General features: G+C 39.5%; 27 protein-coding genes. 21 read left to right on the plus strand and 6 right to left on the minus strand.

All coding sequences use genetic code 11. The annotated features are described in order from the left end of the window. Positions 1–50: 50 nt before the first annotated feature. The 9 genes from RM556_RS05220 (at position 51) to galU (ending at position 9873) form a co-directional block, all read left to right on the plus strand. Complete coding sequence (locus RM556_RS05220) at positions 51–551, plus strand: acyltransferase (protein WP_311374051.1); 501 nt, start codon at positions 51–53, stop codon at positions 549–551. Next, positions 541–1869 carry an O-antigen polymerase gene (locus RM556_RS05225; protein ID WP_311374052.1) on the plus strand — a complete coding sequence of 443 codons (1329 nt, stop codon included), beginning with the start codon at positions 541–543 and terminating at the stop codon, positions 1867–1869. Before RM556_RS05220 ends, RM556_RS05225 begins: the two co-directional genes overlap by 11 nt. An 8-nt stretch (positions 1870–1877) precedes the next feature. Next, the gene (locus RM556_RS05230) at positions 1878–2990 is read left to right on the plus strand and encodes a glycosyltransferase (protein ID WP_311374053.1); all 1113 of its coding nucleotides are present in this window, start codon (positions 1878–1880) and stop codon (positions 2988–2990) included. A gap of 1 nt (position 2991) precedes the next feature. Further along, positions 2992–4005 carry an acyltransferase gene (locus RM556_RS05235; RefSeq protein WP_311374054.1) on the plus strand — a complete coding sequence of 338 codons (1014 nt, stop codon included), beginning with the start codon at positions 2992–2994 and terminating at the stop codon, positions 4003–4005. Beyond that, positions 4006–4917, plus strand: coding sequence for an NAD-dependent epimerase/dehydratase family protein (locus RM556_RS05240; RefSeq protein WP_311374055.1), 912 nt, complete (start codon positions 4006–4008; stop codon positions 4915–4917). A 2-nt stretch (positions 4918–4919) separates the two neighbouring features. Further along, positions 4920–5468: a sugar transferase gene (locus RM556_RS05245; protein ID WP_311374056.1), complete on the plus strand. Its 549-nt coding sequence runs from the start codon at positions 4920–4922 to the stop codon at positions 5466–5468. 69 nt (positions 5469–5537) lie between these two features. Then, positions 5538–7508: a nucleoside-diphosphate sugar epimerase/dehydratase gene (locus RM556_RS05250; RefSeq protein ID WP_311374057.1), complete on the plus strand. Its 1971-nt coding sequence runs from the start codon at positions 5538–5540 to the stop codon at positions 7506–7508. A gap of 113 nt (positions 7509–7621) precedes the next feature. Beyond that, positions 7622–8962: a UDP-glucose/GDP-mannose dehydrogenase family protein gene (locus tag RM556_RS05255; protein WP_311374058.1), complete on the plus strand. Its 1341-nt coding sequence runs from the start codon at positions 7622–7624 to the stop codon at positions 8960–8962. A gap of 23 nt (positions 8963–8985) precedes the next feature. Next, positions 8986–9873, plus strand: coding sequence for a UTP--glucose-1-phosphate uridylyltransferase GalU (gene galU / locus RM556_RS05260; protein WP_311374059.1), 888 nt, complete (start codon positions 8986–8988; stop codon positions 9871–9873). A gap of 68 nt (positions 9874–9941) precedes the next feature. On the opposite strand, the gene RM556_RS05265 is transcribed toward galU, so the two are convergent. Then, on the minus strand, positions 9942–10274 hold the full coding sequence (locus RM556_RS05265; RefSeq protein WP_311374060.1) for a helix-hairpin-helix domain-containing protein: 333 nt from the start codon (positions 10272–10274) through the stop codon (positions 9942–9944). A 353-nt stretch (positions 10275–10627) separates the two neighbouring features. On the opposite strand from RM556_RS05265, the gene RM556_RS05270 reads away from it, so the two are divergent. The 9 genes from RM556_RS05270 (at position 10628) to RM556_RS05310 (ending at position 18989) form a co-directional block, all read left to right on the plus strand. Further along, a complete protein-coding gene (locus RM556_RS05270) occupies positions 10628–11335 on the plus strand; it encodes an FkbM family methyltransferase (protein ID WP_311361480.1) in 708 nt (235 codons plus the stop codon). Positions 11336–11381: 46 nt separating this feature from the next. Beyond that, a complete protein-coding gene (locus RM556_RS05275) occupies positions 11382–12314 on the plus strand; it encodes a glycosyltransferase (protein ID WP_311361481.1) in 933 nt (310 codons plus the stop codon). A 45-nt stretch (positions 12315–12359) separates the two neighbouring features. Continuing rightward, a complete protein-coding gene (locus tag RM556_RS05280) occupies positions 12360–13073 on the plus strand; it encodes a methyltransferase domain-containing protein (RefSeq protein ID WP_311374061.1) in 714 nt (237 codons plus the stop codon). A 43-nt stretch (positions 13074–13116) separates the two neighbouring features. Continuing rightward, the gene (locus RM556_RS05285) at positions 13117–13953 is read left to right on the plus strand and encodes a hypothetical protein (protein ID WP_311374063.1); all 837 of its coding nucleotides are present in this window, start codon (positions 13117–13119) and stop codon (positions 13951–13953) included. Beyond that, positions 13950–14834, plus strand: coding sequence for a hypothetical protein (locus tag RM556_RS05290; protein WP_311361484.1), 885 nt, complete (start codon positions 13950–13952; stop codon positions 14832–14834). Before RM556_RS05285 ends, RM556_RS05290 begins: the two co-directional genes overlap by 4 nt. 26 nt (positions 14835–14860) lie before the next feature. Beyond that, positions 14861–15538, plus strand: a complete 678-nt coding sequence (locus tag RM556_RS05295) for a sulfotransferase family 2 domain-containing protein (RefSeq protein WP_311374064.1) — start codon at positions 14861–14863, stop codon at positions 15536–15538. A gap of 39 nt (positions 15539–15577) precedes the next feature. Next, complete coding sequence (locus RM556_RS05300; RefSeq protein WP_311374065.1) at positions 15578–16723, plus strand: hypothetical protein; 1146 nt, start codon at positions 15578–15580, stop codon at positions 16721–16723. Between the two features lie 31 nt (positions 16724–16754). Beyond that, a complete protein-coding gene (locus tag RM556_RS05305; RefSeq protein WP_311374066.1) occupies positions 16755–17879 on the plus strand; it encodes a glycosyltransferase family 4 protein in 1125 nt (374 codons plus the stop codon). Positions 17880–18053: 174 nt separating this feature from the next. Further along, on the plus strand, positions 18054–18989 hold the full coding sequence (locus RM556_RS05310) for an NAD-dependent epimerase/dehydratase family protein (RefSeq protein ID WP_311361488.1): 936 nt from the start codon (positions 18054–18056) through the stop codon (positions 18987–18989). 75 nt (positions 18990–19064) lie between these two features. Here RM556_RS05310 and RM556_RS05315 read toward each other — a convergent pair whose 3' ends face one another. From RM556_RS05315 to queF, 4 genes are all read right to left on the minus strand, one after another. Further along, entirely contained in the window at positions 19065–20072 is a 1008-nt protein-coding gene (locus tag RM556_RS05315; RefSeq protein ID WP_311374068.1) for an isocitrate dehydrogenase, read from the minus strand. Between the two features lie 154 nt (positions 20073–20226). After that, positions 20227–21588: a nucleotide 5'-monophosphate nucleosidase PpnN gene (gene ppnN / locus RM556_RS05320; RefSeq protein WP_311361490.1), complete on the minus strand. Its 1362-nt coding sequence runs from the start codon at positions 21586–21588 to the stop codon at positions 20227–20229. Then, positions 21588–23096, minus strand: a complete 1509-nt coding sequence (locus RM556_RS05325) for a diguanylate cyclase (RefSeq protein ID WP_311374069.1) — start codon at positions 23094–23096, stop codon at positions 21588–21590. The genes ppnN and RM556_RS05325 overlap by 1 nt, the downstream gene beginning before the upstream one ends. A 10-nt stretch (positions 23097–23106) precedes the next feature. Next, positions 23107–23916 carry an NADPH-dependent 7-cyano-7-deazaguanine reductase QueF gene (gene queF / locus RM556_RS05330; RefSeq protein WP_311374070.1) on the minus strand — a complete coding sequence of 270 codons (810 nt, stop codon included), beginning with the start codon at positions 23914–23916 and terminating at the stop codon, positions 23107–23109. Between the two features lie 171 nt (positions 23917–24087). Here queF and syd point away from each other — a divergent pair, with 171 nt between their 5' ends. Beyond that, a complete protein-coding gene (syd, locus tag RM556_RS05335) occupies positions 24088–24681 on the plus strand; it encodes a SecY-interacting protein (protein ID WP_311374071.1) in 594 nt (197 codons plus the stop codon). Here syd and RM556_RS05340 read toward each other — a convergent pair. Next, the gene (locus tag RM556_RS05340; protein WP_311361494.1) at positions 24638–24994 is read right to left on the minus strand and encodes a hypothetical protein; all 357 of its coding nucleotides are present in this window, start codon (positions 24992–24994) and stop codon (positions 24638–24640) included. The genes syd and RM556_RS05340 overlap by 44 nt on opposite strands. Before the next feature lie 247 nt (positions 24995–25241). On the opposite strand from RM556_RS05340, the gene RM556_RS05345 reads away from it, so the two are divergent. Beyond that, positions 25242–25610 (plus strand): DUF3192 domain-containing protein, encoded by a 369-nt coding sequence (locus RM556_RS05345; protein WP_311374072.1) that lies wholly within the window; start codon positions 25242–25244, stop codon positions 25608–25610. Between the two features lie 242 nt (positions 25611–25852). Then, entirely contained in the window at positions 25853–26497 is a 645-nt protein-coding gene (locus tag RM556_RS05350) for a GNAT family N-acetyltransferase (protein WP_311361496.1), read from the plus strand. Positions 26498–26848 lie beyond the last annotated feature (351 nt).

Here is a 26848-nt window from a genome sequence, read left to right on the forward strand (position 1 = left end):
GATTAATACTTTTTCTAGTAAGGCTGCCATTTCGTACTACTAAGTACGTGATGAATAGAGGTAATACTCTTTTTTATCGTTTTTTCTTGAAAGAGTGTGGAGCAGGTACGGTAATAGAGTTTGGTTGTCATATAGAAAGTCCAGCTAGAGTCTCAGTTGGGAAGAATGTCTTTATTGCTAAAAATACATTTATCAATAGTGAGAACTTTGTTGGCGAGCTCCAGATAGAAGATAATGTTCATATTGGTGCAGATTGCCACATCGACCATACTGGTAATCTACTTATTAAAAGTTGTACTCTTATATCTGAGAAAGTGTTTATATATACTCATACGCATGGTTACGATCCTCGAAGCGCTCCGAGAGCGTTAGATAAAAAAATCAACGAGGGTGTTTGGCTCGGTTCACAATCGACAATTTTAGAGACAGCGAAAGAGATTGCCAGCAATACAATTGTAGCTGCAAATAGTGTACTTACAAAAGATGCATTAGTTCCGAAGTCAATTTATGCGGGAGTTCCAGCTAAGAAAATTAAAGTTTATGCTGATTAATACAGGGGTTTTCGTTTACTTAGCTTGCCTAATCTGTTTTCTGATTGCGGCTAAGCGCTACTCGACAGATAACTTTTCTTTACCAATGCTATTTATATGTTTCGCTTTAGCGGAAATCCCCTATTTATTCTTTATTTATAATAATAGCGATGAGCTTCATCGATACGTTTTGTATAATTTAACGGATCTAGATACAGCCTTTTTCAAGCACATCCTCTATAAGTTCCTTTTTGTTTCCATCGCATTTTATTTTATCCTAAAGACTAAATTCCAATTGGGGTTTGTATCAAATTTTTATGCCATTAACTACTTACCAGTAAACCGTTATAGATATATTTCTCTCTTTTTTTGTTTATTAACAATTTTAGTATTTCTCGCGTTTCTTTCAAAAGTAGGAGGCTTGCTAAATTTAATTCTTAATATAAGTACAAAAACTACAGCGGTGCAAGGCACAGCCTTTTACAGAAATACTTTTCTAATTACTTCAATGTTAACGGTCGGGTTTTATATTTTATACCTCTCCAAAAAAACAACAATTCTATTTGTTGATAAAATTGCTTTGTTTTTTTTAATCACTCTTTGCTTCATAATATTAGGCTCATCTGGTGAAAGAAAGAATCCTATGATGTTGTTGATTTTTGCTGCTATGAGTTGGAATTTTTTGGTTGCTAAAATAAAGCTATTAACTTTAAAAAATGTTTTTCTTTTGGCGTTTTTAGTATTTTTTGCATCTTTAGCTCCAGTCCTGCGAAAAACTGGAGCCATAGAGATCTATATGGAGTCGCCAGGAACGTTGTTTATAGATTCTTTTCAGTACATTGGAGAGGTTTTTAAGAGGTTCAGTGAGATTGACATCTCTCTGTTTATCTTTTCACATTTTGACAGTGTAGACAAACTCTGGTTTGGAGCAAGCCTGTCGGATTTTTTTACTGGCTTTATACCAAGCTCCATTTATCCTGAAAAGCCGCCACTCGATGAGGGGGTTTACATTTATGCACTGGCTCATGGCTATGACGTTTATCCACCGACCGCATTTAACAAAATGCTCCCGGTTGGCTGGCCGTTGAGCAGAATGACAGGGCCCTATGTTAATTTTGGAATTATAGGTGTAGTTGTTTTTGCTGCACTTACTGGGATTGTTTTGAAGGTGTTCGAAAATATTATGATTAGGTCAGCATATTCCCCCCAGACAATACTTTTATATTGTATAATTGTCGTAACAAATTTCGGATTAACCAATGCCTTTGTCTTTAATTTATTAACAGTTATAGTCATGCTGAGTATTCTGACATTACTAATAAAAATTAGAATTAAATAAGGCGAACAATGTATTTAGTTAATTTTTCCAACCAGTATGCTGCGGGTCCCAAGAATATAGCTTTGAATTTTCTAAAAAATGCGTGTTCAAGCGATCATCAGTTTGTATTTTTGTTGCCCGATTTACAAGAGTTTCGAGCAGTAGAGCTCACTTCGAATGTAAAAGTTGTTTTCGTTAAAAAGCGATTCGGTGTTTTAGGCGCAATGTTAAATGCTCTACTAGTGAATAAACTTTATATCCCTAACATGCTCAAAAAGAACAAAGTTGCCGCAATACTCGCGTTTGGGAATTTTTTAGCGAGTGAAACAAATACAAAAAAAATAGTGCTACTGCACCACCCATACTTGGTTGATGAAGAGTTGTTTCAGCGACTCCCAATCGTACAAAAGTTAATAGAAAAACTAAAGCGTATGTTATTCAAAAAGACTGTTGCTAATGTTGATAAAGTAATTGTTCAAAGTACTTATATGGAAAAGAAGTTCTTAGAAAAATACCCTAATGATAAGGGCAAGACCAAGATCATTCCGAATCCATTGAGTGCTAAATTAACAAAATCTAAAGCTGTTTTAAGTGAGAAAGAAACACAATTGAATCATAAGTTTAGAATTCTATATGTTAGTCGTTTTTATCCCCATAAAAATCACTCGTTTCTCGTGAGGCTTAGTGACGAATTAAATCTTAAAGGCTTTCGTCATGAGATTAGAGTTACTGTGGATCATAACTTGCCAGGTGCTCAAGCGTTTTTGAGTACTATACAAAATCGCGAATCGATTGAGAATATTGGTGAAGTAGAGCAAAGTAGCTTGCAGGCTGAGTATTTGTCTGCCGACCTATTTATCTTTCCATCAAAAAGTGAAACGTTTGGGAACCCCATAATTGAGGCGATGTTTTATGCTTGCCCTCTGATGCTTCCAAATTTAGAATATGCGATCGCCTTAGCTGATGGGGCCGCTGAATTCTATAATCCCGACGATGTGCTGGAATGTTGCAACAAAATAATGAAAATTGGAAATAATAGTGCGGTCTTAGACAATATGCGCGAGCGATCTAAACAACAAGGTTTGGCACAAATAGATGCTGATGAATGGTTTGATATTTATCTCCAACAGTTGTCGGAATAACATGAAATATACATACGCACCCAATAATCTTGACCTTTTGAGGCTAATTCTAGCCTCAAGCGTTATTTTTCTTCATCTAAAACATCTAAGTGGAAGCTTATATCTTTACGATATTTTTGGAAGTATCGATTGGTTATCATCTCGTGCTGTGCCGGCATTCTTTGTAGTAAGCGGTTTCTTGATTTTTATGAGTTTTGAGAAAACAAATAATTTGAAGCGATATGTAATCGCTAGATTTCTGCGACTATACCCTGCATTCATAGTGCTAATTACTATCTGTGTAGTTTTTGGCTTTCTCAACTCTTTTGGCAAGGAGCAAAGCGTTTACTGGATAGGGGCCGCAAAATACTATTTAGCTAATATCACGTTTATGAATTTTATTAGCCCCTCATTACCATTTCTATTTGAAGATAATTCGACTTCAGTTGTGAACGGTGCTTTGTGGACTTTAAAAATAGAAGTCATGTTTTATATGTTAGTACCGTTCATTTTTTATATTTTGAATAGGTACAATCAAATCTTAATACTTTCTGTATTATTCCTTAGTAGTGCGATTTATTTGTTAGCTTTATTCATAGGTGAAAATTACTTTGGATTTACTGTGCCGAAAGCACTGTTTAATCAGTTGCCAGCCTATATGCACTACTTTACGTTTGGCATAATAATGTATCTATATTATGGATTCTTGAACAAGTATAAATTCAGGCTATTTATCGCAGCATCGATTATAGTGTTCTTGGGGGGGGGATACTTTGAACCGATAATGATTGGTATGATTATTCTAATTCTATTCGTTCAACCCAGAAATTATTTGAGTTTTAAGAAGTTTGGTGATATCTCATATGGTGTTTACATCTTTCACTTTCCCATTATTCAGCTGTTTGTAGCAAATGTAGGGTTTGATAAATACCCCGTTGTAATTTCTTTTGCCGCAGTCTTTTTAACTTATGTTTTAGCGTTTATTTCTTGGCATTTATTGGAAAAAAGAATGTTGAATTTTAAAAAGGAAGTTTAAGTGGACGGAAAAGTAATAATTTTTGGTGGTAGTGGTTACATTGGTAAGCAAGCAACTATCGCCTGTCTTGAAAAAGGTTGGAATGTGATCAGTGTTTCAAGAACAGGCTCACAAATAAGAAATACAAACCTGATTGATTTAGTGGTAGATTTTGTTGACTTTGACTACAGCAAAGTATCGGAGAACGATTGCGTAATCTATTGTGCGGGAGTAGCGCACAACAAATACAAGAATGAAAGTGCTGAGTATGCTAACAACACCCTCCCAGTAAATGTTGCCACTCAACTTAAAGATAAAGTAAAGAAGTTCGTATTTATAAGTAGCTCAAATGTATTAGGTATTAAGAGAAAGAACAAATTTAATCCTGATTCCTATGATCCTATTGATTCGGCTGCAAAACTTAAAATGAAAACTGAGCGGGCATTACTATCTATATTTGAAAATTCCAAAACTTTATTGTCAATTATTAGATGTCCAATGGTATACGGTAAAGGTGCTCCGGGTAATATCAATATGATATCCAAGTTAGCAAGATTGCCTGTTCCATTTGCAAGCGTGAAAACAACAAGGACTATGTTATATTCGAAAAACTTAACTGACCTATTAACTAAAGTGCTCGAGTTTGACCGGCCTCCGAAAGTTCTATTAGTTGGCGATTCACAGGCGCTTCCGTTTAACGAAATGGTTGCAGTTATTAGTAGTTCAATGGGCTATAAGAGTAAGCAATTCAAATTAAACATTTTTTTTCTGCGCCTACTTTTAACGATTATTGGCAAAAGAGCTCTAGCCAATAATTTATCGAATGACTTTTTAATTGAAAGCTCTATTAAACATGATCGCTTTTGTTGGTCGCCTACCTTTACACATAAGCAGGGTTTAGTCGAAAGCTTTAACCGAGAGAGAGAACGATAGTAATGATTCGTATTTGTGATTTATGTTTTGCCCTTTTAGGTATAATTCTCGGTTTCCCGTTGTTACTTTTAATTGCTCTATTTATTTATTTCGATACCGGTAGCCCGTTTTTTGTTCAGCAAAGAGTTGGGAAGAATAAAACTCTCTTCAATTTGGTAAAGTTTCGAACAATGTCTTTGGAAACGAAGTCTGTTGCAAGTCATTTGGCAGACCCTTCTCAGATAACTAGATTGGGTGCGATATTGAGGAAGAGTAAACTGGATGAGCTTCCTCAATTATTTAACGTGTTATTAGGACACATGAGCTTAGTTGGCCCAAGGCCAAATTTGCAAAACCAACTCGAACTAATAGAAGTTAGAGAAAAGCGCGGCGTTTATAATGTAAGGCCTGGAATCACCGGTCTTGCACAAATTAATAATATAGATATGTCTGAACCAGAGCTCCTAGCATCTACTGATGCAACAATGATAAAAAAAATGAATATTCATAGCTACTTTTACTATATTTTGAAAACTATTACCGGCTCTGGGAGCGGAGATGCAATCTCCTAAGATTCTTGAAAACAGAGCCAGCCTTGTATTAAAAATAGCAATAGCTATACTTAATCATGGCAATTTTGAATGGAAAACAAATTGATAACTAATAGTCTAAATCGAATTTTTAACTCAAAAAGAAGTGTCAAACGAATAATTACATTGACGGTTGATTCTATTTTTATTGTTTTGTCATTTTGGGCTGCTTTAGTTATTCGATTGGATAATTTGAGTGCCTTTTCCAACTTCAATTATTGGCTTATTCTTTCTGGGCTTCTACCATTAAGCATTATTATATTTATAAAACTAGGGTTATATAGAGCCGTATTGAGGTATATGAGCTCTCAAGCAGTTTGGGCGGTTGTTGCCGGCACAATGCTTTCAACGGCGGCTCTTGTTCTTATCGCTTTCTTTTCTACAACAACCGTTCCTCGAACTATGCCTCTCATATATTGCGCTTTGATTCTTCTAACTGTGGGCGGTGCACGACTGCTTGTTAGGGCTTTAGTAACGCAATTTACAGGTTCAGACAAAAGGCCTGTAGTTATCTATGGCGCTGGATCTGCTGGTCGGCAACTGGCTACTGGTATAGCAACAGGACCCGAGTTTTATGTTTCGGCTTTCATCGATGACGATGAGAATAAGCACGGCTCGGTTATTCAAGGTATTCCAGTTACGTCTCTTTCTGGTTTAAAAGATCTCATGATGGCTGGAAAAGCAATTAAAGTCCTTCTAGCTTTGCCAAGCGCATCACGTTCAACAAGAAACAGAATAATCAACTCCTTAGAAAAATACCAAATCCAAGTACAAACAATTCCCGGTATAGCAGATGTAATTGAAGGAAAGGTTAATCCTTCTGAGTTAATTGATGTCGAGATTGAGGACTTGTTGGGAAGGGAGCCCGTTACACCTTTACCGCAATTAATGGCGCAAAATATTACTGCAAAAAACGTAATGGTGAGTGGAGCTGGGGGCTCAATTGGTTCCGAATTATGTAGGCAAATCATAAAGTTCAAACCAGCTAAATTGGTTTTGTTTGAGCTCTCAGAATTCGCGCTTTATCAGATTGAGAAAGAGCTCAGTGAATACATTAAAAAGAATGGTTTAAATATTAAGCTCTACCCACTAATGGGCTCTGTTCAAAGGATTAATAGGGTAGAAAATGTCATGAAAGCGTTTAGCGTTGATACGGTTTACCATGCTGCTGCTTACAAACATGTCCCCCTAGTCGAACATAATGTGGTGGAAGGTATTCGAAACAACGTTTTTGGAACATATTTCGCAGCAAAGGCGGCAATAAATGCGGGTGTTGAAACGTTTGTCTTAGTGTCCACCGATAAAGCGGTCAGACCAACAAATGTAATGGGCGCATCAAAGCGAATGGCCGAATTAGTGCTGCAAGCGCTAGCCCAAGCTGAATGGAATTCAACGACTAGGTTTTGTATGGTGCGTTTTGGTAATGTACTGGGATCTTCTGGTTCCGTTGTGCCTTTGTTCAGGCGCCAAATTCAAGAGGGCGGTCCTATTACACTGACTCACGAGGATATAACTCGCTACTTTATGACTATTCCAGAAGCTGCTCAACTAGTAATACAAGCCGGAGCAATGGGTAAGGGCGGAGACGTATTCGTGTTAGATATGGGCGAGTCTGTGAAAATAAAGGACCTTGCAGAAAAGCTAGTTAGACTATCTGGCCTTGAAGTAAAAGATGAAGATAATCCAAATGGTGATATTGCTATTCAATGCACAGGTTTGCGACCCGGAGAGAAACTATATGAAGAGCTGCTTATAGGAGACAATGTACAAGAAACTTTCCATGAGCGTATAATGACGGCGAACGAAGCAATGCTTTCTTGGGAAGACTTGGAGCCACTTTTAGATGAGTTGGATACGGTTTGCCATAATTTTGATCATGAGAAGATTCGTCAGATACTGCTTGATGCCCCTACAGGGTTTAACCCGACAGATGGGATTTGTGATCTAGTTTGGGAGGCTAGAAATCAAAGTACGGAAAGCAAACCAGAAGTTGCGCAGATTATCAGTTTGCCCAAAAAGTAATAGAGTAAGTTACGTAATATTTCAACTGTGCTGCTTATGTCAAGTGTATTAAAAGCAAGCTTTTCTTAAGTATAAGTAACTTCAAATATAGTATAAGTTTAAAAGGAATATAAATGAAAGTAACAGTCTTCGGCATCGGCTATGTCGGCCTAGTCCAAGCAGCAGTATTAGCAGAAGTTGGCCATGACGTTGTTTGCGTCGATGTTGATCAAAGCAAAGTAGATAACTTGGAAAAGGGAATCATCCCAATCTACGAACCAGGTCTGACACCATTGGTCACATCTAATTTCGAGCAAGGTCGTGTGAAATTTACAACTGACGCTGAAATGGGCGTCACACATGGCGAAGTCGTATTTATTGCTGTCGGCACACCGCCAGACGAAGATGGTTCAGCAGACCTCAAATATGTGCAAGCAGTCGCTAAAACGATAGCTACGCACATGCAGAAGCATAAAATCATCATCAATAAGTCTACCGTGCCTGTTGGCACTGCTGACAAGGTTATTGCAACTGTATCTGCAACCTTAAATGAGCTAAATAAAGACTTCACTTTTGATGTGGTCTCAAACCCTGAATTCTTAAAAGAGGGTGCGGCGGTAAATGATTGTATGCGCCCAGATCGAATTATCCTAGGTACCGAAAGTGAGTTTGCAGAGAAGAAGCTCCGTGAGCTATACAGTCCATTTAATCGCAATCATGACAAAATCATCGTAATGGATGTGCGCAGTGCTGAACTAACAAAGTACGCGGCAAACTGCATGCTAGCAACTAAAATTAGCTTTATGAACGAGATGTCCAACTTAGCGGAACTTATGGGCGCAGACATCGAGAATGTGCGTAAAGGCATCGGTAGTGACCCTCGTATAGGCTATCAGTTTATTTACCCGGGTTGTGGCTATGGCGGCTCTTGTTTCCCCAAAGATGTGCAAGCGCTCGTTCGTAGTGCAAACGGTGTAGGTTACAAAGCAAAGATACTCGAATCAGTTGAAGCAGTTAACTACCGTCAAAAAGAGAAGCTATTTGATTATCTTATGGACTTTTATAAAGGTGATCTCAAGGGCAAAACTATCGCTTTGTGGGGCCTATCATTCAAACCAAACACGGATGACATGCGAGAAGCCTCTTCACGAGTATTAATGGAGAAGCTTTGGGAGCAAGGAGCAAAAGTACAAGCCTTTGACCCTGAGGCTATGGAAGAAACTCAGCGTATCTATGGCAACCGTAGTGACTTGTCATTGATGGGTACTAAGGAAGCTACCTTAAATAACGCAGACTGCTTAGTAATTTGTACTGAGTGGCAAGCTTTCAGAGCGCCAGATTTTGAATTAATCAAATCAAGCATAAAAGACCCTGTAGTATTCGATGGAAGAAATTTATTTGAGCCATCGCTAATGTCGGAATACGGATTGCATTACTATGCCATCGGCAGAGCGCTATCAGTTAAAGCGCACTAAGTAAGTAAAGGAATTAAAAGCAAATGAGTCAAGTAAAGAAAGCAGTCATCCCAGTCGCCGGTCTCGGTACCAGAATGCTACCAGCAACAAAGGCAATTCCAAAGGAAATGCTACCAGTGGTTGATAAGCCACTTATTCAGTACGTAGTAAATGAATGTGTGCAGGCTGGCATAAAGCAAATTGTTTTGGTAACTCATGCAAGTAAAAATAGTATTGAAAACCACTTCGATACATCATTTGAATTAGAAGCCACACTTGAAAAGCGTGTAAAGCGCCAGTTGCTCGAAGCGGTTCAGGCGATTTGCCCTAAAGACGTGACTATCATGCATGTACGACAAGGTGTTGCGAGTGGCTTAGGGCACGCGGTAATGTGTGCGTATCCGTTAATTGGAGATGCGCCTTTCGCTGTAGTCTTACCAGATGTCATTATTGACGATGTGGCAAGTAACCCGAAAAAAGATAACTTAGCAGATATGGTTGCTAAGTTTAATACAAGCCGTGTTAGCCAAGTCATGGTTGAACAAGTTGCTGAGGAGGATGTATCTAAATTTGGTATTGTCGACCTTGAAGGCAAGGAACTTGCTCAAGGTGAGTCAGGTAAGATGCATAAGATGGTTGAAAAGCCAGACTTGGAAGATGCACCATCTGACTTAGCTGTGGTAGGTCGTTACGTTTTGTCTGAGAAAACATGGGATTTACTAGCGAAAACACCTCCAGGTGCGGGCGGTGAAATCCAATTGACTGATGCTATCGATGCGCTAATGGAGCATGAGCAAGTTGATGCCTATTACATGAAAGGCAAAAGCCATGACTGTGGTAGCAAGCTAGGTTATATGAAAGCAAATGTTGAATATGCCATGCGTCACCCTGAGCTGGGTGAAGAATTCACAGAGTATTTAAAATCCCTATAGCTCGACTATAAATGTTTGACTAAACCCCGACAGTAAAAACTGCCGGGGTTTTTTATTGAGAATAAATCCTAAACCTTAACCATCTCGCTGATCTTAGCCACCATCTTCACTCCAATGCCTTTCACATTGACCAACTCATCAACGCTTTTAAATTCGCCATTCAACTCTCGGTACTTCACAATTTCTTCGGCTTTTTTCTGCCCCACGCCAGGCAGCGCCGTTAACTCACTCGCATCGGCTGTATTAATGTTAATTTTGTATTCCATACTCTCACTTGTAGCATTCATTGTTCGAGCGCTAAGAGATGAAGTATCACCGGGTCCGAATGAAGCAACTGCTGGGTTAAAACTGAAAGCAGAAGCTAGAGCAATACTTGCAAGTATTAATTGAAGGTTTTTCATGGGTAATTCCTTTTATATTTAAAAATTCTAAATCGGTGTGCACGTGCACAGATTCATCATATGAGAGCTAAAAGCTTCACGAAACTGTCTACCAGAATGGTTTTTAAAATAGCCTGTCTGTTTTCTATTCGTCAAAACGGTGACCCCGATTATCTCTAGTTTGTTCTAGTCCATAGACTTATGCCTGATATTTGACGCTTACATCTATCACTACAGCTCTATTGGTCTATATAGTGGCAAGATATTTACATTTTATTGGTATGGAATGTGCTACAACTAACCAAGTTTACATTGAAAAAGCATAGAGGTAGGTGAATGATAAGGATTAACAAAATCATCGCCGCAGGAGCTATATGAGCAGTACAAGTTTAAAAGAAAAGGTAGTGCATCTATTGATAGTCGCAATAGGGCTGATATCTAAAAATACTGCTGTTGCTACTTTTAGGTTAACAAATGCGATTAGACTCGTTCCCCTAACGTGGGTGATTGCTTACCTTGGAAAAAAGGTTGCCAAACGTAATATAAAACAGTACATCGACATAGGTACTAACGATGGTTACGAACTTAAACAAATAGTAAAAAGCATTGGACCGTTTCGCGAGGTTCATTGTTTTGAACCTAACCAGACGATTGCAGCAACACTAAAATCGGAACTCAAAGATGTACATGTTCATGCTATTGCGTTGGGGAAATCATCAGGCGAAGCGTTTCTTAGCACTCCAATAAAAGAGGGTGGAGAACATCAATCAAGAGCAGCCTCAATAGTGCTGGATCATGAAAACAATACCTTTGGTAATGATGTCCAAAAGGTGATTGTTAAAAACCCTAGAGATACAACAGTTAATTGGCATATTCCTTCGCTAATTAAAATCGATGCAGAAGGATCGGAGCTAGAGATATTGAATGAGCTGATCGACATTATCGACGAAAACAGTGTTGTTTGTATTGAGGATCATTGGGCTATTTTGGATTTTTCAGAACAAAAAGCATATAAGGCTTCTTTAGCCCATATTATTACACGCCTAGAAGACAATGGCGTTCATGTTCTAAAGTGGATGTGATTATGTTGATGTCTGATGTTGATTTTTCACTGAAAAGTGACTGTTGATGCTTAAAAGTGATTCGATAGAAAGCGTACATTTCATTGAGCCTGGGAAGTCTTATCTCCCAGAGTTAGACGCTTACACTGAATTCCTTACAATGCGTGGCATAGGAGTTTCACGCCATACATCGATCGATACGGTGCCGAGCAATGCCGGTGTCATTTGGGTTATTTGCGGAAGCGCCCCTGCTATTCCAAGCCGTTTCAAAAAAGAACTCATTGTTGTGCATGAATACGCTTCAGCTAGTGTGGGGTGTTTAGCGTTCTTGAAAGATAGATTTAAGTGTTTGTTTCACTCTAAACCCACCTATAGAGTTTTTTTAAATGAATGGGTAGAAAGACAATTTAATTTTAAAGATAATGTACCCTCCTTTTTGAGAGATATGGGTGTTCCCCATTATTTCTTTACTACTGAGCCCTCTGACAAGCGCTTCGACTATATATATGTGGGCGAAACAAGTCGCCTATTGGCTTTTCGTGATGAGCTTTCAGCTTTGAGCCTAGCCGGTAAATCCCTAGTTATTATAGGTAGTTATAGCAAGAAATTAGAAAATCTTGTTTCTACTTTACCTAATGTAAATTTGCTTGGTCGTAAAAACCAATCTGATATTCCATACTTTCTTTCTAAAGCCAAAGCGGGCTTAAACCTGATGCCGCTGCAAAGGCCCTATATATATCAGACTGCCACTAAGGTTTACGAATATTTGGCCGCCGGTTTACCTGTTGTGAGTAACAGCTATAAATGGATTGATAATCTCTCAAATGAACATGAAGAGGCTATTTTTGTGAGGAATAAACTAAGCAGTCCAGAGTGCTGGAATGAAGTCGAAAATGAGTTAATAAACCATCATGCTGAAAAAGACAGGATTGAAAAATACTCTTGGCAAACGCAAATGAGTTCATTTGGACTTTTGCAAGCATTAAACCTTAAACCTTGAATGAAATGAACGGTCAAAATTGAGTATACAATGGGGAGCCTGAAAGTGTTAATCACAAAAGTAAAAACGAAATTTAAGCAGTTTCTGCGTAGCTTGCAGCTCAATAAGCCAGCCCATAATCAGTTTATTTTTGGTCAAAAGCTACTATCTGATATCGCCCTCGATTTTACAATTAAGAATTTGGCGTTTAACAGCGTATTAGATATCGGAAGTGGGGCAGGGGTTCATGCAGACATTTTTGCCTCAGAAGGCAAAAGCGTCACGCGGTTTGATTTTGGTAAATCGAGAGCATACACAGACAAAAATGATGTGATTGTTGGTGACTTCGTCAGCTATGATTTTTCTGATAAATACGACCTAGTTTGGGCTTCGCATGTTTTGGAACACACTATCCATACACACGAATTTTTGACTAAACTTTTGGCAGTGTCGAGTAAGAATGGCTTTGTCGCGATAACTGTTCCGCCAGCAAAATCTGAGTTTGTAGGTGGTCATGTCACACTCTGGACACCTACCTTACTTTTATATCGTATGGTACTGGCCGGTTTTGATTGCAAAGAGGCAGTGGTCCTAAACTACGGTTACAACATTTCTGTTATTTGTCCGGCCAAGCGAAATCAGATGGAAATGAATGATTTGGCATGGGATTTTAATGATATAGAGCGACTGAGTGAATGGTTGCCAGACGATATTGTGCCTAGAATGGATGGTGCTAGGTATGGTAAAACCTATCGTAGCGCGGAAACATATCTGTTTTAGTGATCAATTTAAGGTCAGTTACAAAAAAGGTAGTCTTATTTCAATGACCCGCGCAATAACAAATACTGAAGGAATTGCTGAATTCAATATTCCTGCGTCTCTGAATCGCCCCAATGGCTTATCTGCGATGGTTCGAGTGAGAAATGAAGAACTTATGTTGAAAGAGTCTATTGAATCGATTCAAGGCTACTATGATGAGATTGTGATATGTATTCAACCATCTGAAGACAATACACTATACGAAGCGCAACAGTTGTCGCTACTTTTTGATAACGTCGTTTACTTTGAATATCCATTTTTGTCTTTACCAAACGGTTCAGGCTATCGCTACCAGGATGATAACTCCGTTTTTTCAAGAACTTACTTTTATAATTGGTGTTTGAGCAAGTGCAAGTATCAAACCGTCACTAAGTGGGATGCTGACATGATTGCATTGCCAAGTTATGCGGGTTTAATTGATATGCTGAGAAGTGGCACTCAATTTATCATAGAGTACGGTATTGATCTTGCCATTGACGGGCAGTATATGACTCAAAAAAAATACACTGGCAGCGAAATACGGCACTTTAATGCTCTTAAATCTACCTTTATTAATGGTGATATGTGTGAAGTACTTGGAGTGGACAGTCCCATTGGATCTATCTTTGGGAAAATACTTAGAAAGCAACAAACTCGCTTTTTAAACGAACCTACATACCTGCATTTTAAATGGTGTAAACCGCTGTATTTATCCACTCAAGCTTGGCCGAAGGATTGGAAAGACAATGAACACTTTCAACACTTGGTGAAAAGAACAAATAACCTAATAGAGAGAACCGCGCGCTTCGATTCCGACATAGAGAATACTATTAGCCAAATTTGTCAGAGGATGGCTCGATGAACTCAAAAGTAGCCTTAGGTGTAGGCCTTCCATTCTTCACTTTACTCTCTCTTAGTCGACATTATCGGATGTTAGTTATTCCAATACCGATGACGAAGTTCAGTCGGATGGGTTTTAGCAATCGTTGGGTCAAAAAAATCGTAGCTTGGTGGGGCAACCGACTAATATTTACATGGGGGGCTAGACTGCATGATTTAGATTTATCAATGTCTTCCATTATCGCCTTTGAGGATGGCTTTTATCGTTCCAATGATGTTTGGAAGAAACAACCCGTTCCAGAGAAAATTACCTACGAATTTGGTTACCCATATTACTGTTGCAAAAATGATAGTCGTCTAGCTATTGGCCTGAAATCTTTCGCCAAGTTGGACTCATTACCCAATAGCATTCAAGAAAAAGTAGATAAAGAAATAGGGGCAATTAATGCAGGTCGATGTAAATATGGGTGGAAAAGAATTGGACAAATTGAAGAGTCGATCGCAAACAAAACAATCATGGCAATGCAAACAGAAGGTGACTTCTCCATTACATACTCTCCAAATAAGAATACAAACTTCAAAGAATATGAAAAGGCTTTATCCAAGCATGATGCAGCTCTTATAAAGTTTCATCCGCTAGATCCTAATCGGTCAAATGCGTTGTCAACAATGACTATACAAGAGTTGGCAGCATCTAAAATAAAGTGCTTGTGTGTTTATAATAGCACTTTAGGTTTGGAAGCAATTGCTTGCGGAGTGCCCGTAACATATTATGGAGAAACACCCTTAGAGAATTTAATTGTCGCAGATTCAATTCATTATCCAGTGACGATTTTGCCAAGTGCGGATAACATTCAAAGGATTATTGCAGCATGCTACGTTTGCTATCCCACAAGCTTATAAGAAGCAAAATTAAACGTTATTGCGACATGCATATCTTAGATAACAAGACTGGATTGTTATTCGTAGAGAACCCTAAGGTTGGTTCTACCTTTCTACGCAACATTCTTTATGATAATTACCTTGAAAGAAATGCATCTGCGAGTAATGTCGATGTTCGCAAAATCACGCGGGCTAATTATTCAGTATGTGCTAACAAGTATAATTTCTGTGACTTTTTCTTAAAGTTAAAAATGAAGAAAGACAGTGTTCAAGTAGTTATGTTTCTGCGCGATCCTCTGATGAGACTCAATAGCGCGTACAACGACAAAATAAAGTCTTTTTCTAGCAAGGAATCAGAAGAATCAAAGGCTATCTTTCTTAAGTTAAGAAAGCGATATGAGAATTTTCTCGTTCAAAACAAAGTGAATGATCAATTGGAAAGCTTTATAAATTGGTGTGTGCTTCCAGAAAACGCGAATCCACATTGGGATTTTCAGTATGAAATTGCTCAAAAAGCTTTGTTAAAGCCGACTAAATTGGTGCCGCTGAATAAGATGTCTTCATTTCTATCTCATTACTACACGGTGATAAATCGAGACCCTATTAATCAAAGTAAAAATACGACTGAATGCCTAATCTCGAACGATTTATTAAGTGAGTTAGCGTCAAAGAAGCTCTTAAATGAACAGGAATACTATGAAAAGGCACTTTTAAATGCAAAGTGATAACTCACTCAGTGCCGTAATAACGATGGCCTTCAATCAATGATAAAGTTTGCCTTCCAGTCTTTTGCGTCCTTAAAGTTACCGGTCATTCTTTCGTTTGGAAAATACTTGCCGCTAATGATGGCTCTTTTCTATTTTGGTGGGCTCGAGGAGAAAGGAAACCTATTGCTGCTAGTCACACTATTCGGATTGTGCAGAGTAGTGCCGACCCTCCCGATAGGTGGTTACATTATCCGTTGTGCAGTTGATAAAAAGTTAATAGGGCTGCCCATAAGCTACTTATTTTCTTCTCTGATCGTTTTATTTTTGATAAACATTTATTTTTTTGTAATGCATCCAGCTTTACTTAAAGACATCTTTGTTTTTACGCTTTTGGGTGCCTTAGCAGCAAACTACAATATATGTGTTGGCATTTATCAATCGGACATTGATGAGGGAAATACAAGGCAGCAAACAATTTACTTCTTGTTCTTGGCTTTTTGGTCTGTTGCTATACCCGCTCTAACTTACTCAATGAGTAGCATAGAGACGAGTGTTTTCTTTTACTTTATTTGTGTTGTCACTCTGTGCCAATGTTTTAGCTTTTATAAAGTGTTAAATGTTCGGGAGCTTAAAGCATATTTTCAGCAAACATCATCGCTGCTGGGCTTAACAGTGATTGCCCAATTTATCTACAGTATGGGTATCTTTGCATGGATTTCTGTAGATCGTCTGATTATATTAAAGCAAGGCCCAGACTTAGCAGTTAGTCAAGATCACTATGCAATGGTATCGGTTTTCGCTTCAATTTTTGCGGGAGTTGCTAGTACAGTGATAATCGCTAGTCGCAGTCGCTTTTTAAGGGTAGCGCGCCAATCAAATGTGCAAAAAATTTGTTATGCGATAGGTGGCACTATTATCGCTATTTCTGTTGTCACATATATCATCAACCCTTCAGCAATAATTGCGTTTCCTATTTCTCTAAGCCTTCTCGGTATCGTGCTTAGCTTTCTGATGATTAAGGCTCTTGATACAGAACACTCAATGCTTCTTAGTGGACTAATTTTATTCGGTTTTTCAGTATTGGTGTTTATCTTGCTAGAGTATATCTCGTTGGCAAGTGGGATGTTGATAATTTTAGTTGCGAAGTTTTTACTGCCGCTAGTTGTCGATAAAGTATTACTTTTTTTGAAATCACGAAAGTAAAAATTAAGAATATAAAAGAGCACAGCCTTTAATGAAAATAGCACAAGTAATTACGCGTTCAGACACCCTTGGCGGGGCGAGCGCGCATGTAAGAGACTTGAGCAATGCGCTAATTGCTCAAGGTCATGAAGTGTGCGTGTTTGTTGGAGGCGATGGTCCTTTAATTGAGGTGTTTGAAAGAAATAAAATTCCAATCAAAAGTGTTACTTCACTAGTACGAGAGCTTTCTCCAGCAAATGACTTCAAAGCTTACTTCGAGTTGAAGAAATTATTGGCAGACTATTCTCCAGATATAGTTGCTTGTCATTCTGCCAAGGCTGGATTGTTAGGACGCTTGGCTGCATCAAAGTTAAACCTACCGGTAGTTTACACAGCGCATGGTTGGCCTTTCACCGAGGGTGTACCAAACCTACGGGCTTCTATCTACAGATATGTAGAAACGTTCATGGCAAACTTTTGTAATAATATAATTACTGTCTCGGATTACGATAAAAAGCTGGCTGGAAGACATGCTGTAGCTGATGAATCAAAAATCCGTGTTATCTGGAATGGTGTGCCAGAAGACTCCTTGATTCAAAATCGAGAGTCAAAAGATAGTGCTACGTTAATCCCAACCATTCTGATGATCGCAAGATTCGAGCAACCTAAAAACTTCTCTTTATTACTTAGAGCGCTGAGTGGACTTACCGATTTAAAATGGCAGGCAAAGTTTGTTGGTGATGGACCGGACTTAACTACTGTAAAATCGCTCTGTGATGAGCTAAGCCTCAATGAAAGAGTCTCGTTTTTAGGTTGGCGAAATGATATTGCAAACCTTCTCTCTGAAGCTGATATCTTTACTTTGATTTCTGATTGGGAGGGCTTGCCACTCAGTATCTTAGAAGCAATGAGGGCAGGTCTACCTGTCATTGCTAGCGATGTGGGTGGCGTTAAGGAAGCTGTTGAGCATGAACAGTCTGGCTTACTTGTTTCAAATAAACAGGTAGAAGAAATTACCACTGCGTTACAGCAATTACTAACGGGTAAGGCTTTACGTAAAGATATGGGAAATAAAGGCCGTGAGCGGTTTAATACTTTCTTTACAGTCGAGAAAATGACAGAAGCCACTCTTAGTGTTTATCAACAAGCAATTGCATTCGAGAAAGGCGAAGGCTAAATCTCACCGTTCAAAGGTTAATCAACTTTCTATTCAAAAAAAACAGCGCTTGGCCCAGTTTTTGCGTTCTAATCCATGAGGAGCGAAATCAAACTAGATTTTTCTATATTTTCATTAAAGGTAATCGCGGTTTCTACCGATAAATCACTATAAGATAAACACTGGAACTTAATCATGAACAAATCGCAGACAATATTCGTTACAGGCGCGACTGGTTTCGTTGGACGGCATTTAGTTGCCGCATTATTAAGTAATGGGTTTAAAGTAATCGTTGGTGTCCGCGACACAAGCAACGTCGATCCGCGTGTCGAAACAAAAAGGTTCGTCTTAAATGAACATACTGATGTTGATTTAACCGGCGTTGACTGTGTTATACATTTAGCAGGGCTTGCACACACCGTAAATGCGAGTGCCGAAAAATTAAATGAGATTAACCATGTGGGGACACAACGTATTTCTCAACTCGCTGCGAAACAGGGGGTTGAAAAGTTTATTTTCTTGAGTTCAATTGGTGTGAACGGTTGCTCAAATGAATCGCCTTTTAATGAAGACTCTGCCGCGAACCCGTTTAACGATTATACGGTTTCTAAACACTACGCTGAGCAAGCGTTAACTGATGCAACAACAAGCTCAAAAATGCAAAGCTTTATTATTCGTGCACCGTTGATTTACGGTAAAGACGCACCAGGCAACTTTCAAAAGCTGATTAAGTTCGCTAACTCAAATATTCCTTTACCATTTGGGCGAATTCAAAATGAGCGCAGTTTGTGCAGTATTTCCAACTTGTGCGACTTCATCATGTGTTGCTGTACAACTACGAATACGGATCTTAAACAGATTGAGAACTTTGTTATCGCAGATAACGAGCCAGTATCGACCTCTGCGTTATTTACTGCAATTTCAGGTGCGCTTGGTAAAACACCGAGATTGGTTGGTGTTCCAAAAACATTGCTAAGGGTCATTTTCAAAGCTACTCGTAAGCAGCAACTAGAAACAAGCTTAATGCATGATCTTACGGTAGATAATACATATGCAAAACGAAAGTTGAATTGGGAACCTCGATTAACACTTATGCAAGAGCTATCAGGACTTAATTTACAAGAACGTTAATAAAAAAGCTCAACAATCAAATGTTGAGCTTTTTTAATTCATTAGTACTAGGTTGTTAAAGAAACTTATTTAAACCTACAATCTCTCCAAAACCGCATCAGTAAACTCAGTAGTTCCGTGCTCACCGCCTAAATCACGGGTAGTGCGGTCACCAGATTCAATCACGTCTTTCAATGCCTTACGAATGCGCTCAGCTTTGTCTGCCATATTCAAATATTCAAGCATTTGGATAGATGCTAAAATAACAGAAGTAGGGTTAGCTAGATTTTTACCTGCAATGTCCGGCGCTGAACCGTGAACAGCTTCAAAAATCGCACAGTCTTCACCAATGTTAGCACCAGGCGCCATGCCTAAACCGCCAACTAAACCAGCACATAAGTCTGACAAAATATCACCAAACAAGTTTGTGGTCACAATGACGTCAAACTGGTGTGGGTTCATGACCAATTGCATGCAGCAATTATCAACAATCATTTCATCTGATTGAATATCAGGATAACGTTCGCCAACTTCTCTAGCTACTTTCAAGAACAAGCCTGATGTAGATTTAAGGATATTTGCCTTGTGGACAGCCGTTACTTTCTTGCGGCCTTCACGACGCGCCAGTTCGTAAGCGAAAACTACGATTTTCTCAGCGCCTTCACGAGTGATTTTACTCATCGCTTCAGCTTCAGTACCGTCTTCAGATACAACTTGTCCTAAGCCACTGTACATGCCCTGAGTGTTTTCTCTCACGGTTATGATGTCGATGTCTTCGTAACGCGCTTTAGTGCCTTTAAATGACAGTACAGGGCGCAGGTTGGCATACAACTTAAACTGCTTACGCAAACTTACATTGATGGAAGTGAAACCTTCGCCTACCGGTGTCGTTAATGGACCTTTGAGCGCAACCTTATTCTTTGCAATTAACTCAAGTGTATCGTGAGGAAGAAGTTCGCCGTGATTTTCAAGGGCCATTAAACCGGCATCTGCATAATCGTAGGCGAAGTCGCAGCCGACTTTGTCTAATATTTTGGTCGCTGCATCGATAATATCCGGGCCAATACCATCGCCGCGTATTACGGTAATTCGTTGTTGAGTCATTTGAAAAGCTCCGTTGTTCTGTCGTTGTAGTGTTTTCTAGTCGGAATGTCAGTGGGGTTATTCACTGTGCGAAAGACTTAGTTCTAAGGCGTGGATTTTACCTTAAGGTGATAGGCTTAGATAGTGCCTATCACCAATATTCATATGGCTTATATTACAAACTGACTCGGTAGCACGGTTCGTACTTTGAGCCTGGAAGTTTCATTCGGCCTTGTTCCACAAAAGATGTCAGGAGTACGTCCATTTTTTGCATCAGAGCTGCGTCACCGCTAAGTTCAAAGGGCCCATGATCATGGATCTCTTTGATCCCCTCTGCTTTTACATTCCCGGCAACAATACCAGAGAAGCATTTTCTTAAAGTGGCAGCAAGTGCGGCTTTGGGTTGATCTAGGTGCAAGTCCAGAGTACGCATGTTCTCATGGCTGGGTACAAAGGGCGTTTGAAAATCTTCAGAGATGTGTAGCGTCCAGTTGAAGTTAATTGAATCGCCATTATCTCGACGATAAGCCTCAACGTTTGCTTTCTGTTCAGATAACAGGGTCGCTACTTTGGCAGCATTACCGACAACAATCGTGTACTTTGCCTGCGCTTCTGGACCGAGTGTGTCACCAATGAACTGGTCTATCGCTTCAAAATAACCTTTGCTATTTTCTGGCCCCGTCAGAATGAGCGGTATTTGTTGGTCTTTGTTCCTGTCATCCATTAGCAAGCCTAGTAAATATAGGAGCTCTTCGGCAGTGCCCGCACCACCGGGGAAAATCACTATGCCATGCGCGATACGAACGAAGGCCTCAAGGCGCTTTTCAATATCAGGCATAATAATCAACTCATTTACGATAGCATTCGGTGGCTCGGCCGCAATAATGCTCGGTTCGGAAATCCCTAAGTAACGACCCCCTTTATTTCGCTGTTTTGCATGGCCAATAGTGGCACCTTTCATTGGTCCTTTCATAGCACCGGGACCGCAGCCTGTGCAGATATTAAAACCGCGCAAACCTAACTGATAGCCCACGAGTTTCGTGTATTTGTACTCTTCGCTACGAATAGAATGACCGCCCCAACATACCACCATATTAATTGGTTGATCCTGAAGGATTGCATCCGCATGCCGGAGCATATCGAAAACAACATGTGTTGTGAGATTGGTCGGTGCATCAATAAGGTTTTTGAAGGCCTCACTGTGCTTACTGCCCATGTATAGCATATCTCGCAGCACAGCGAACAAGTGCTCATGCACGCCCTTGATCAAGTGTCCATCTACGAAAGCAACCTCGGGAGGGTTAATCAGTTCCATTTTTACGCCACGTTCGCGACGTATCAAACGCACATCAAAATCACCATAGGGGGCAAATAAATTATGATAGTTATCTTCTTCAACGCCGCTATTGAGAACGGCTAAACAACAATTTCGAAAAGTATCGTACAATTCACTTTCTGTAGATTGCTGGAGTAAGCTGACTTCGAGTTGTGATAATTGACTCATCCAACCAACGGGATTGAGTTGTACTGTGGTCATTAAGTGTCCTTATAAATAGTTTTGTTTCGGCCTGCTTCTTTGGCTTTGTATAAATAGGTATCTGCCTGCTCAAAAGCCTGCTCTAGAGTGATTTTGTTTCCGATCTGACTAAGGCCGCAAGAAATAGTGACCGACACTCTTTCTCCTTTAAACTTAAATGGGAGTCCTGCCACTTTTTTGCGAATAATCTCAATTTTTTCATAGGCTTTTTCAAGCGAAGTGCTTGGCAGAAGTAGCACAAACTCTTCTCCGCCCCAACGGGCAACAAAGTCATCAGCGGGCAAATACTGGCGAATATGCTTGGCAATCACTTGAAGGGTCTTGTCGCCAACCGTATGGCCATAGGTATCGTTAATTTTCTTGAAGTGATCAATATCCATAATGCCAATGCAAAGGTTGTGGCCTTTCTCTTTGGCTTGTTGTACCTCTAGTTGTACTTTTTCTTCATAGGCCATGCGATTCGGAAGCTTAGTTAATTGATCGGAAAGCGCCGCCGAACGTTGGGTAAATAGCTTCTGTTTGTGTGTCACCGCTTCCGCTTCTAATTCTTCTACGCGCTTTTGCATTTGCTTCATTAGCGCGATAGTCGCCTTTTGTTCTTGTTGTTCAGCTTTTGCAGATTTGGCCAAAGAGACCTGCATTTTCTCCAGGTGTGCTGTTGCTTGAAGCTTTAAATCATCCAGAGCGTCACTGTCTTTAACCACACCTTCCATGACTGATATTTGTTCATTAATATCAGCATTGTATTGCTCTCTTTTTTCTTGACGCTTTTCTGAATCTGAAATCGTCGTTTTGATGTTGTCGTTAATGCTCGTTAGTGACTTGTGAAGCGTGTTGATTAGGCGACTTGTTGCACTGGCTTCTTTAATCACATCACGGATCACAAAACGAATAAGGACTAAACAACACTCTAAAAGTTCTTTCTGATCGAGACCTTTGGTCAGTTTTTGATGAATTTCCTTTAGATTTTTATCTGTTTTATTTGCCACATAAAAAGGCGCTATCAGCTCTTTGAGTTCCTGAGTTATTCTCTCATGTAGAGCAAGTTGTTCTGATGATAACGTGGTGCTACCCGTATCATTGTTTTGTAGCGCTTTGTTATATAAGCCCAATGCTTTCTCGAACTGAGCAAGAGGCGCGACAACCGCATTTTTATCTGGAGATAATGACAAAAGGAAGTCGCTGACTTCACTGCGTACGTCTGGTGAAACACCTTTTAAATTGCTGAGTTTTTTGAGTGCATTTTGAAGGTGTGATACCGAGTCTAAATTGCGCTGTTTAAAGAATTTTGTATCTTTCTTCAGGTTAGCGTTTAGTTTGCTGGTAATTTCTGTAGCTGCATCATAGTTAGGCTTCCCAGATAACTGCTTTTTCAATAGCGAAAGCTCTTCATCTAGGCGAGGGTTAGCGCCTTGATAGAAGTTCGCCATGCTCACAATAAAAATAGAAAGCTTGTCTAAATACTGACGAGCAATCATCAATTGTTTTTTAGGCGAAACTTCGGTCATAACGGTAGCCTTATTGTCTAGCCAACCTTGCATCAGCATAGGTGGTCTCAAAATTTGAACGGAAAGGGTTAATATCTAAGCCACCTCGACGTGTATAACGAGCATAAACCGTTAGCTTATCTGGTTTACACATTTGAAGTATGTCGTAATAAATACGCTCTACACATTGCTCATGGAATTCATTGTGTTGTCTGAATGAAATCAAATATCGTAGCAAACCATCTTCGTCTATTTTGTTGCCGGCATACTTTATCAAGATGCTACCCCAATCGGGTTGATTGGTAATTAAACAATTTGATTTTAATAAGTGACTCACTAGAGTCTCTTCAACAGCTATGTTTTCAGTCCTCAATAAATTGGGGCTAATATCGAAATCAGTTATTTCAATATCCAAATCATCAATACATTTGCCTTCAAATAGACCAAACTCGATACTTGAAAATTTCGATGAGGGAATAACAACGACTTCAACCTTCTCTCCAGCACACTGCGATAAGTCGCTCTCTATCGTTTCGGCAACGAGTTGCAGTGAGCCAAACTTACTTTGGTTAAAGCTATTTAAATAAAGCTTAAATGATTTTGATTCAATCAGATTAGGTGAAGTGACAGGGACCTCACAACGCAAGATGGCAACTTGCGGTTTACCCTTTAGGTTGAGCCATGACAATTCGTAGCCATTCCAGATATCGCTTCCATGAAAAGGCAGCTCTGATGGTAATTTAATTGCATCACGGCTCAGTGAACGAGGTACAGCTTGTAGTAAGCTATTATCATATTCTTGTGAGTATGATACTGATTTCCCCAGTGTTAGGTGGTCCAAAGATGTCTCCTATTGGCAGCTTAATTTTATGAGTGTTGTGTACTTAAAATCCGATTCGCTCTGTCTGACAAAAGGTAAATTAGCTTTGTATGACAATATTGTCGGTGTACTTAAGATTACGTGTAATTTATCATAAATGCTCAATATCATTAACTATGGCAACAAAAAACGATGTCTACGAATTCTGCTGATGCACTCATTTCTTCGCTTGAACAATTTCATACTGCTTATATCGACCTAATAGGCAATGGCGATAGTCTAATGATGACAGAGTTTGACAGTGATTGGTTATCTCCTTGTATACAACTCAGTGAAGAATCATTAGAAACAATGGCAAATGGTTCAGAAGTGCCTTGGAAACCGGTGAAAAGAGATGCGAATTTGAATTTAGATAACCTCGCCAGTGCCCTTGAGATAGACATCGATCCTCAACTGTCTGCTCTTTTTTGTCGCTACTTTAGCCACGATTTGCCAGCGAGGGCACAGCGTGGTGATTTAGATATTATTCAAGTTTGGAATGAAGATGACTTTGAACGCTTGCAAAAGAATCTGATTGCCCATGTGTTGATGAAAAGAAGACTCAAGCAAGACGACACTTTGTTCTTTGCCACTACTGATCAGGAAGAATTCATTATTAGCCTAGACGTAAAAACGGGAAATGTCATGCTAGAGCAGGTGGGCAAAGTACCGCAAGAAGTATTGGCACCAGACATTGCTACCTTTATTTCTGGCCTAACACCGCGACCTGTTGTTGCAAGTCTGTAACTTGGTCTTGCAATGTTTCAATTGTTTCGTTTCCTTGCTCAACTTGCGTCGCGAGCTGTTTAACTAACAGCTCAAGCGTTTTTAACCTCTCTGCGGTATCTTTATTAGATGATTGCCCACCTTTGATTTCATTGGTGATCATGACTTTTTTTAGCGAATCTTTGTTTTCTTTCCAGTAACTTAAACCTTTGATTATCAATGGGATAGGTAGGGGAGTTGTTGATTTGGCTTTTATCATACCGACACTCGGTTGCTTTCCTTTTTCACTAAGTTCGATGCAGATATTGACGACCATTTGTATATCAGAATTCATTCTTTGTTTTCCCGGGCGAATAAGCCTTGAATATCATTAAGGAAATAAACCAATTTGTTAGCGAGTTTGACGAATATTTAGGGTAATTAAAAGAGTTTGTTCAGGCTGAATTCATAAAATTTAGCGTAAGCTATTGATGATGTTGGCGATTTACTTGTTGGTCCAATATTTGTTTAAGAGAATTCTATAAAACTAATTAACGTTCAAAATTGAACGTTTTACAAAACAAACTCAAAAGGATGAAAAAATGAAAGCACTTCTTCTTTCAAGCATTATGGCTAGCTCTTTACTTCTTGGCGGATGCGTAATTTCGATAGGCGATGATGAGAGTGGTTATTCTTATGGTTCAAGCTGGGAAAAGCGTGAAGCAAAGAACCGCAACTACATCTCTGAACTAGACTTAGGCGTGTCTAAAGAGCGTATCATTGACACCTTAGGTGCAGCAGACTTTACAGAACTGACCACTAGCAATGGTGAGAAAGTACAAGTTTTATACTATCGAACTCAACGTATACATGATGACAGTATGACCACGAAAGACGAATGTACACCGCTTGTTTTTATTAACGGTGAACTTGTTGGATTTGGTGAATCAGTCGTCCAAAAATACATTTAGGTCCTCGGACCCTTTCCCGCATGATGGCCAATTGGTCATCACACCATGGCTTTGTACATGCAATGCCGATAGAGCGTTTCGCTCTTTTGCCCTCAGCTTCCCTTGCTTGAGGGCTTTTTTCTTTGATGTAGATCGTTTTGCATTCACTTTCTCATCGTATTGTTAAATAAATGTTAGCGTAATTCCCAAAATGTTTTATTGTATAAGTGTCAGCAGACCGAAACGATATAAAGGAATGAAGTATGACAACTGCCGCTTACAAGCCCGAAATAGATGAAATCAGAGCATGTTACCTAGGCGCCGACGACCTAAAAGTAGCTGCGTCGATTCTATACAATGCTTATTTTGACGATCCTCTCTTTAATGACATTTTTGAAGTTGAGAGAGAAGGTTATGAGAATCGCTTACGCTCAGCCATACGCGAAGAGCTGAATGCTTTTTGGGATGGTAAGCAGCCTATGATTGGTTTGTTTGAGCATGGGCGTCTACTCGCTGTTGCATGCTTAATCAGCCCGGATGCTGCTTTTGGAGCTGGCCGTTATTGGCACTGGCGTCTGAAGATGCTACTCACTGCCGGCTTCCTTGGCACTAAGCAAATGATCTCAAAAGAAGAAAAGGTAAGAGAATGCATCCCTGCCAAAGACTATCACATGCTTTCTTTTATTGGTGTTCACCCAGATCATCAAGACATTGGTCTTGGGCATATCTTGATGCGCGGGATTGTTGGTTTGCTTCAAGAAGACAATAAAACAGAAGGCGTTGGCGTATTTGTGACCCTACCTAAATGTCTTTCGTTCTTCGTTGATGGCCAGTTTGAGTTAGTAAAAGAACTAGAAGTGGGCGATATCACTGGCAAAGTGATGTTCCGTAAAAAACTTAAGGGATAAAAGGTGATACTGCTTGTACGACATTTCTTACAAGCGTGTGAGCGAAAGTGCTTTTGTACTACATTCTTTTTCTGCAGCCGAAAAATTAACGCATATAAAACATGGGGTTAAATTTGTCAGTATAAAAAATAAACGACCGGAAATGTAAATATTTTATTTCATCGATAGTAAAAGAAATCCCCCTTGCTAATATAAACCCACCTCAAGGAGACGAGTTCAGGAAGAAATCGTCAAGGTAATGGAAGGTTTCAGGAAGAAGCTCTCAGGATAGGGAAGACAAAGGACAACTTCAGGACGAAGATTTTACGTAGGAAGGACTTACGTAACAAACGGATATCATGGAAAAAGGAA

Origin of the sequence: Alteromonas sp. W364 (assembly GCF_031846205.1) — a bacterium.
Lineage (GTDB): Bacteria > Pseudomonadota > Gammaproteobacteria > Enterobacterales > Alteromonadaceae > Glaciecola > Glaciecola blandensis.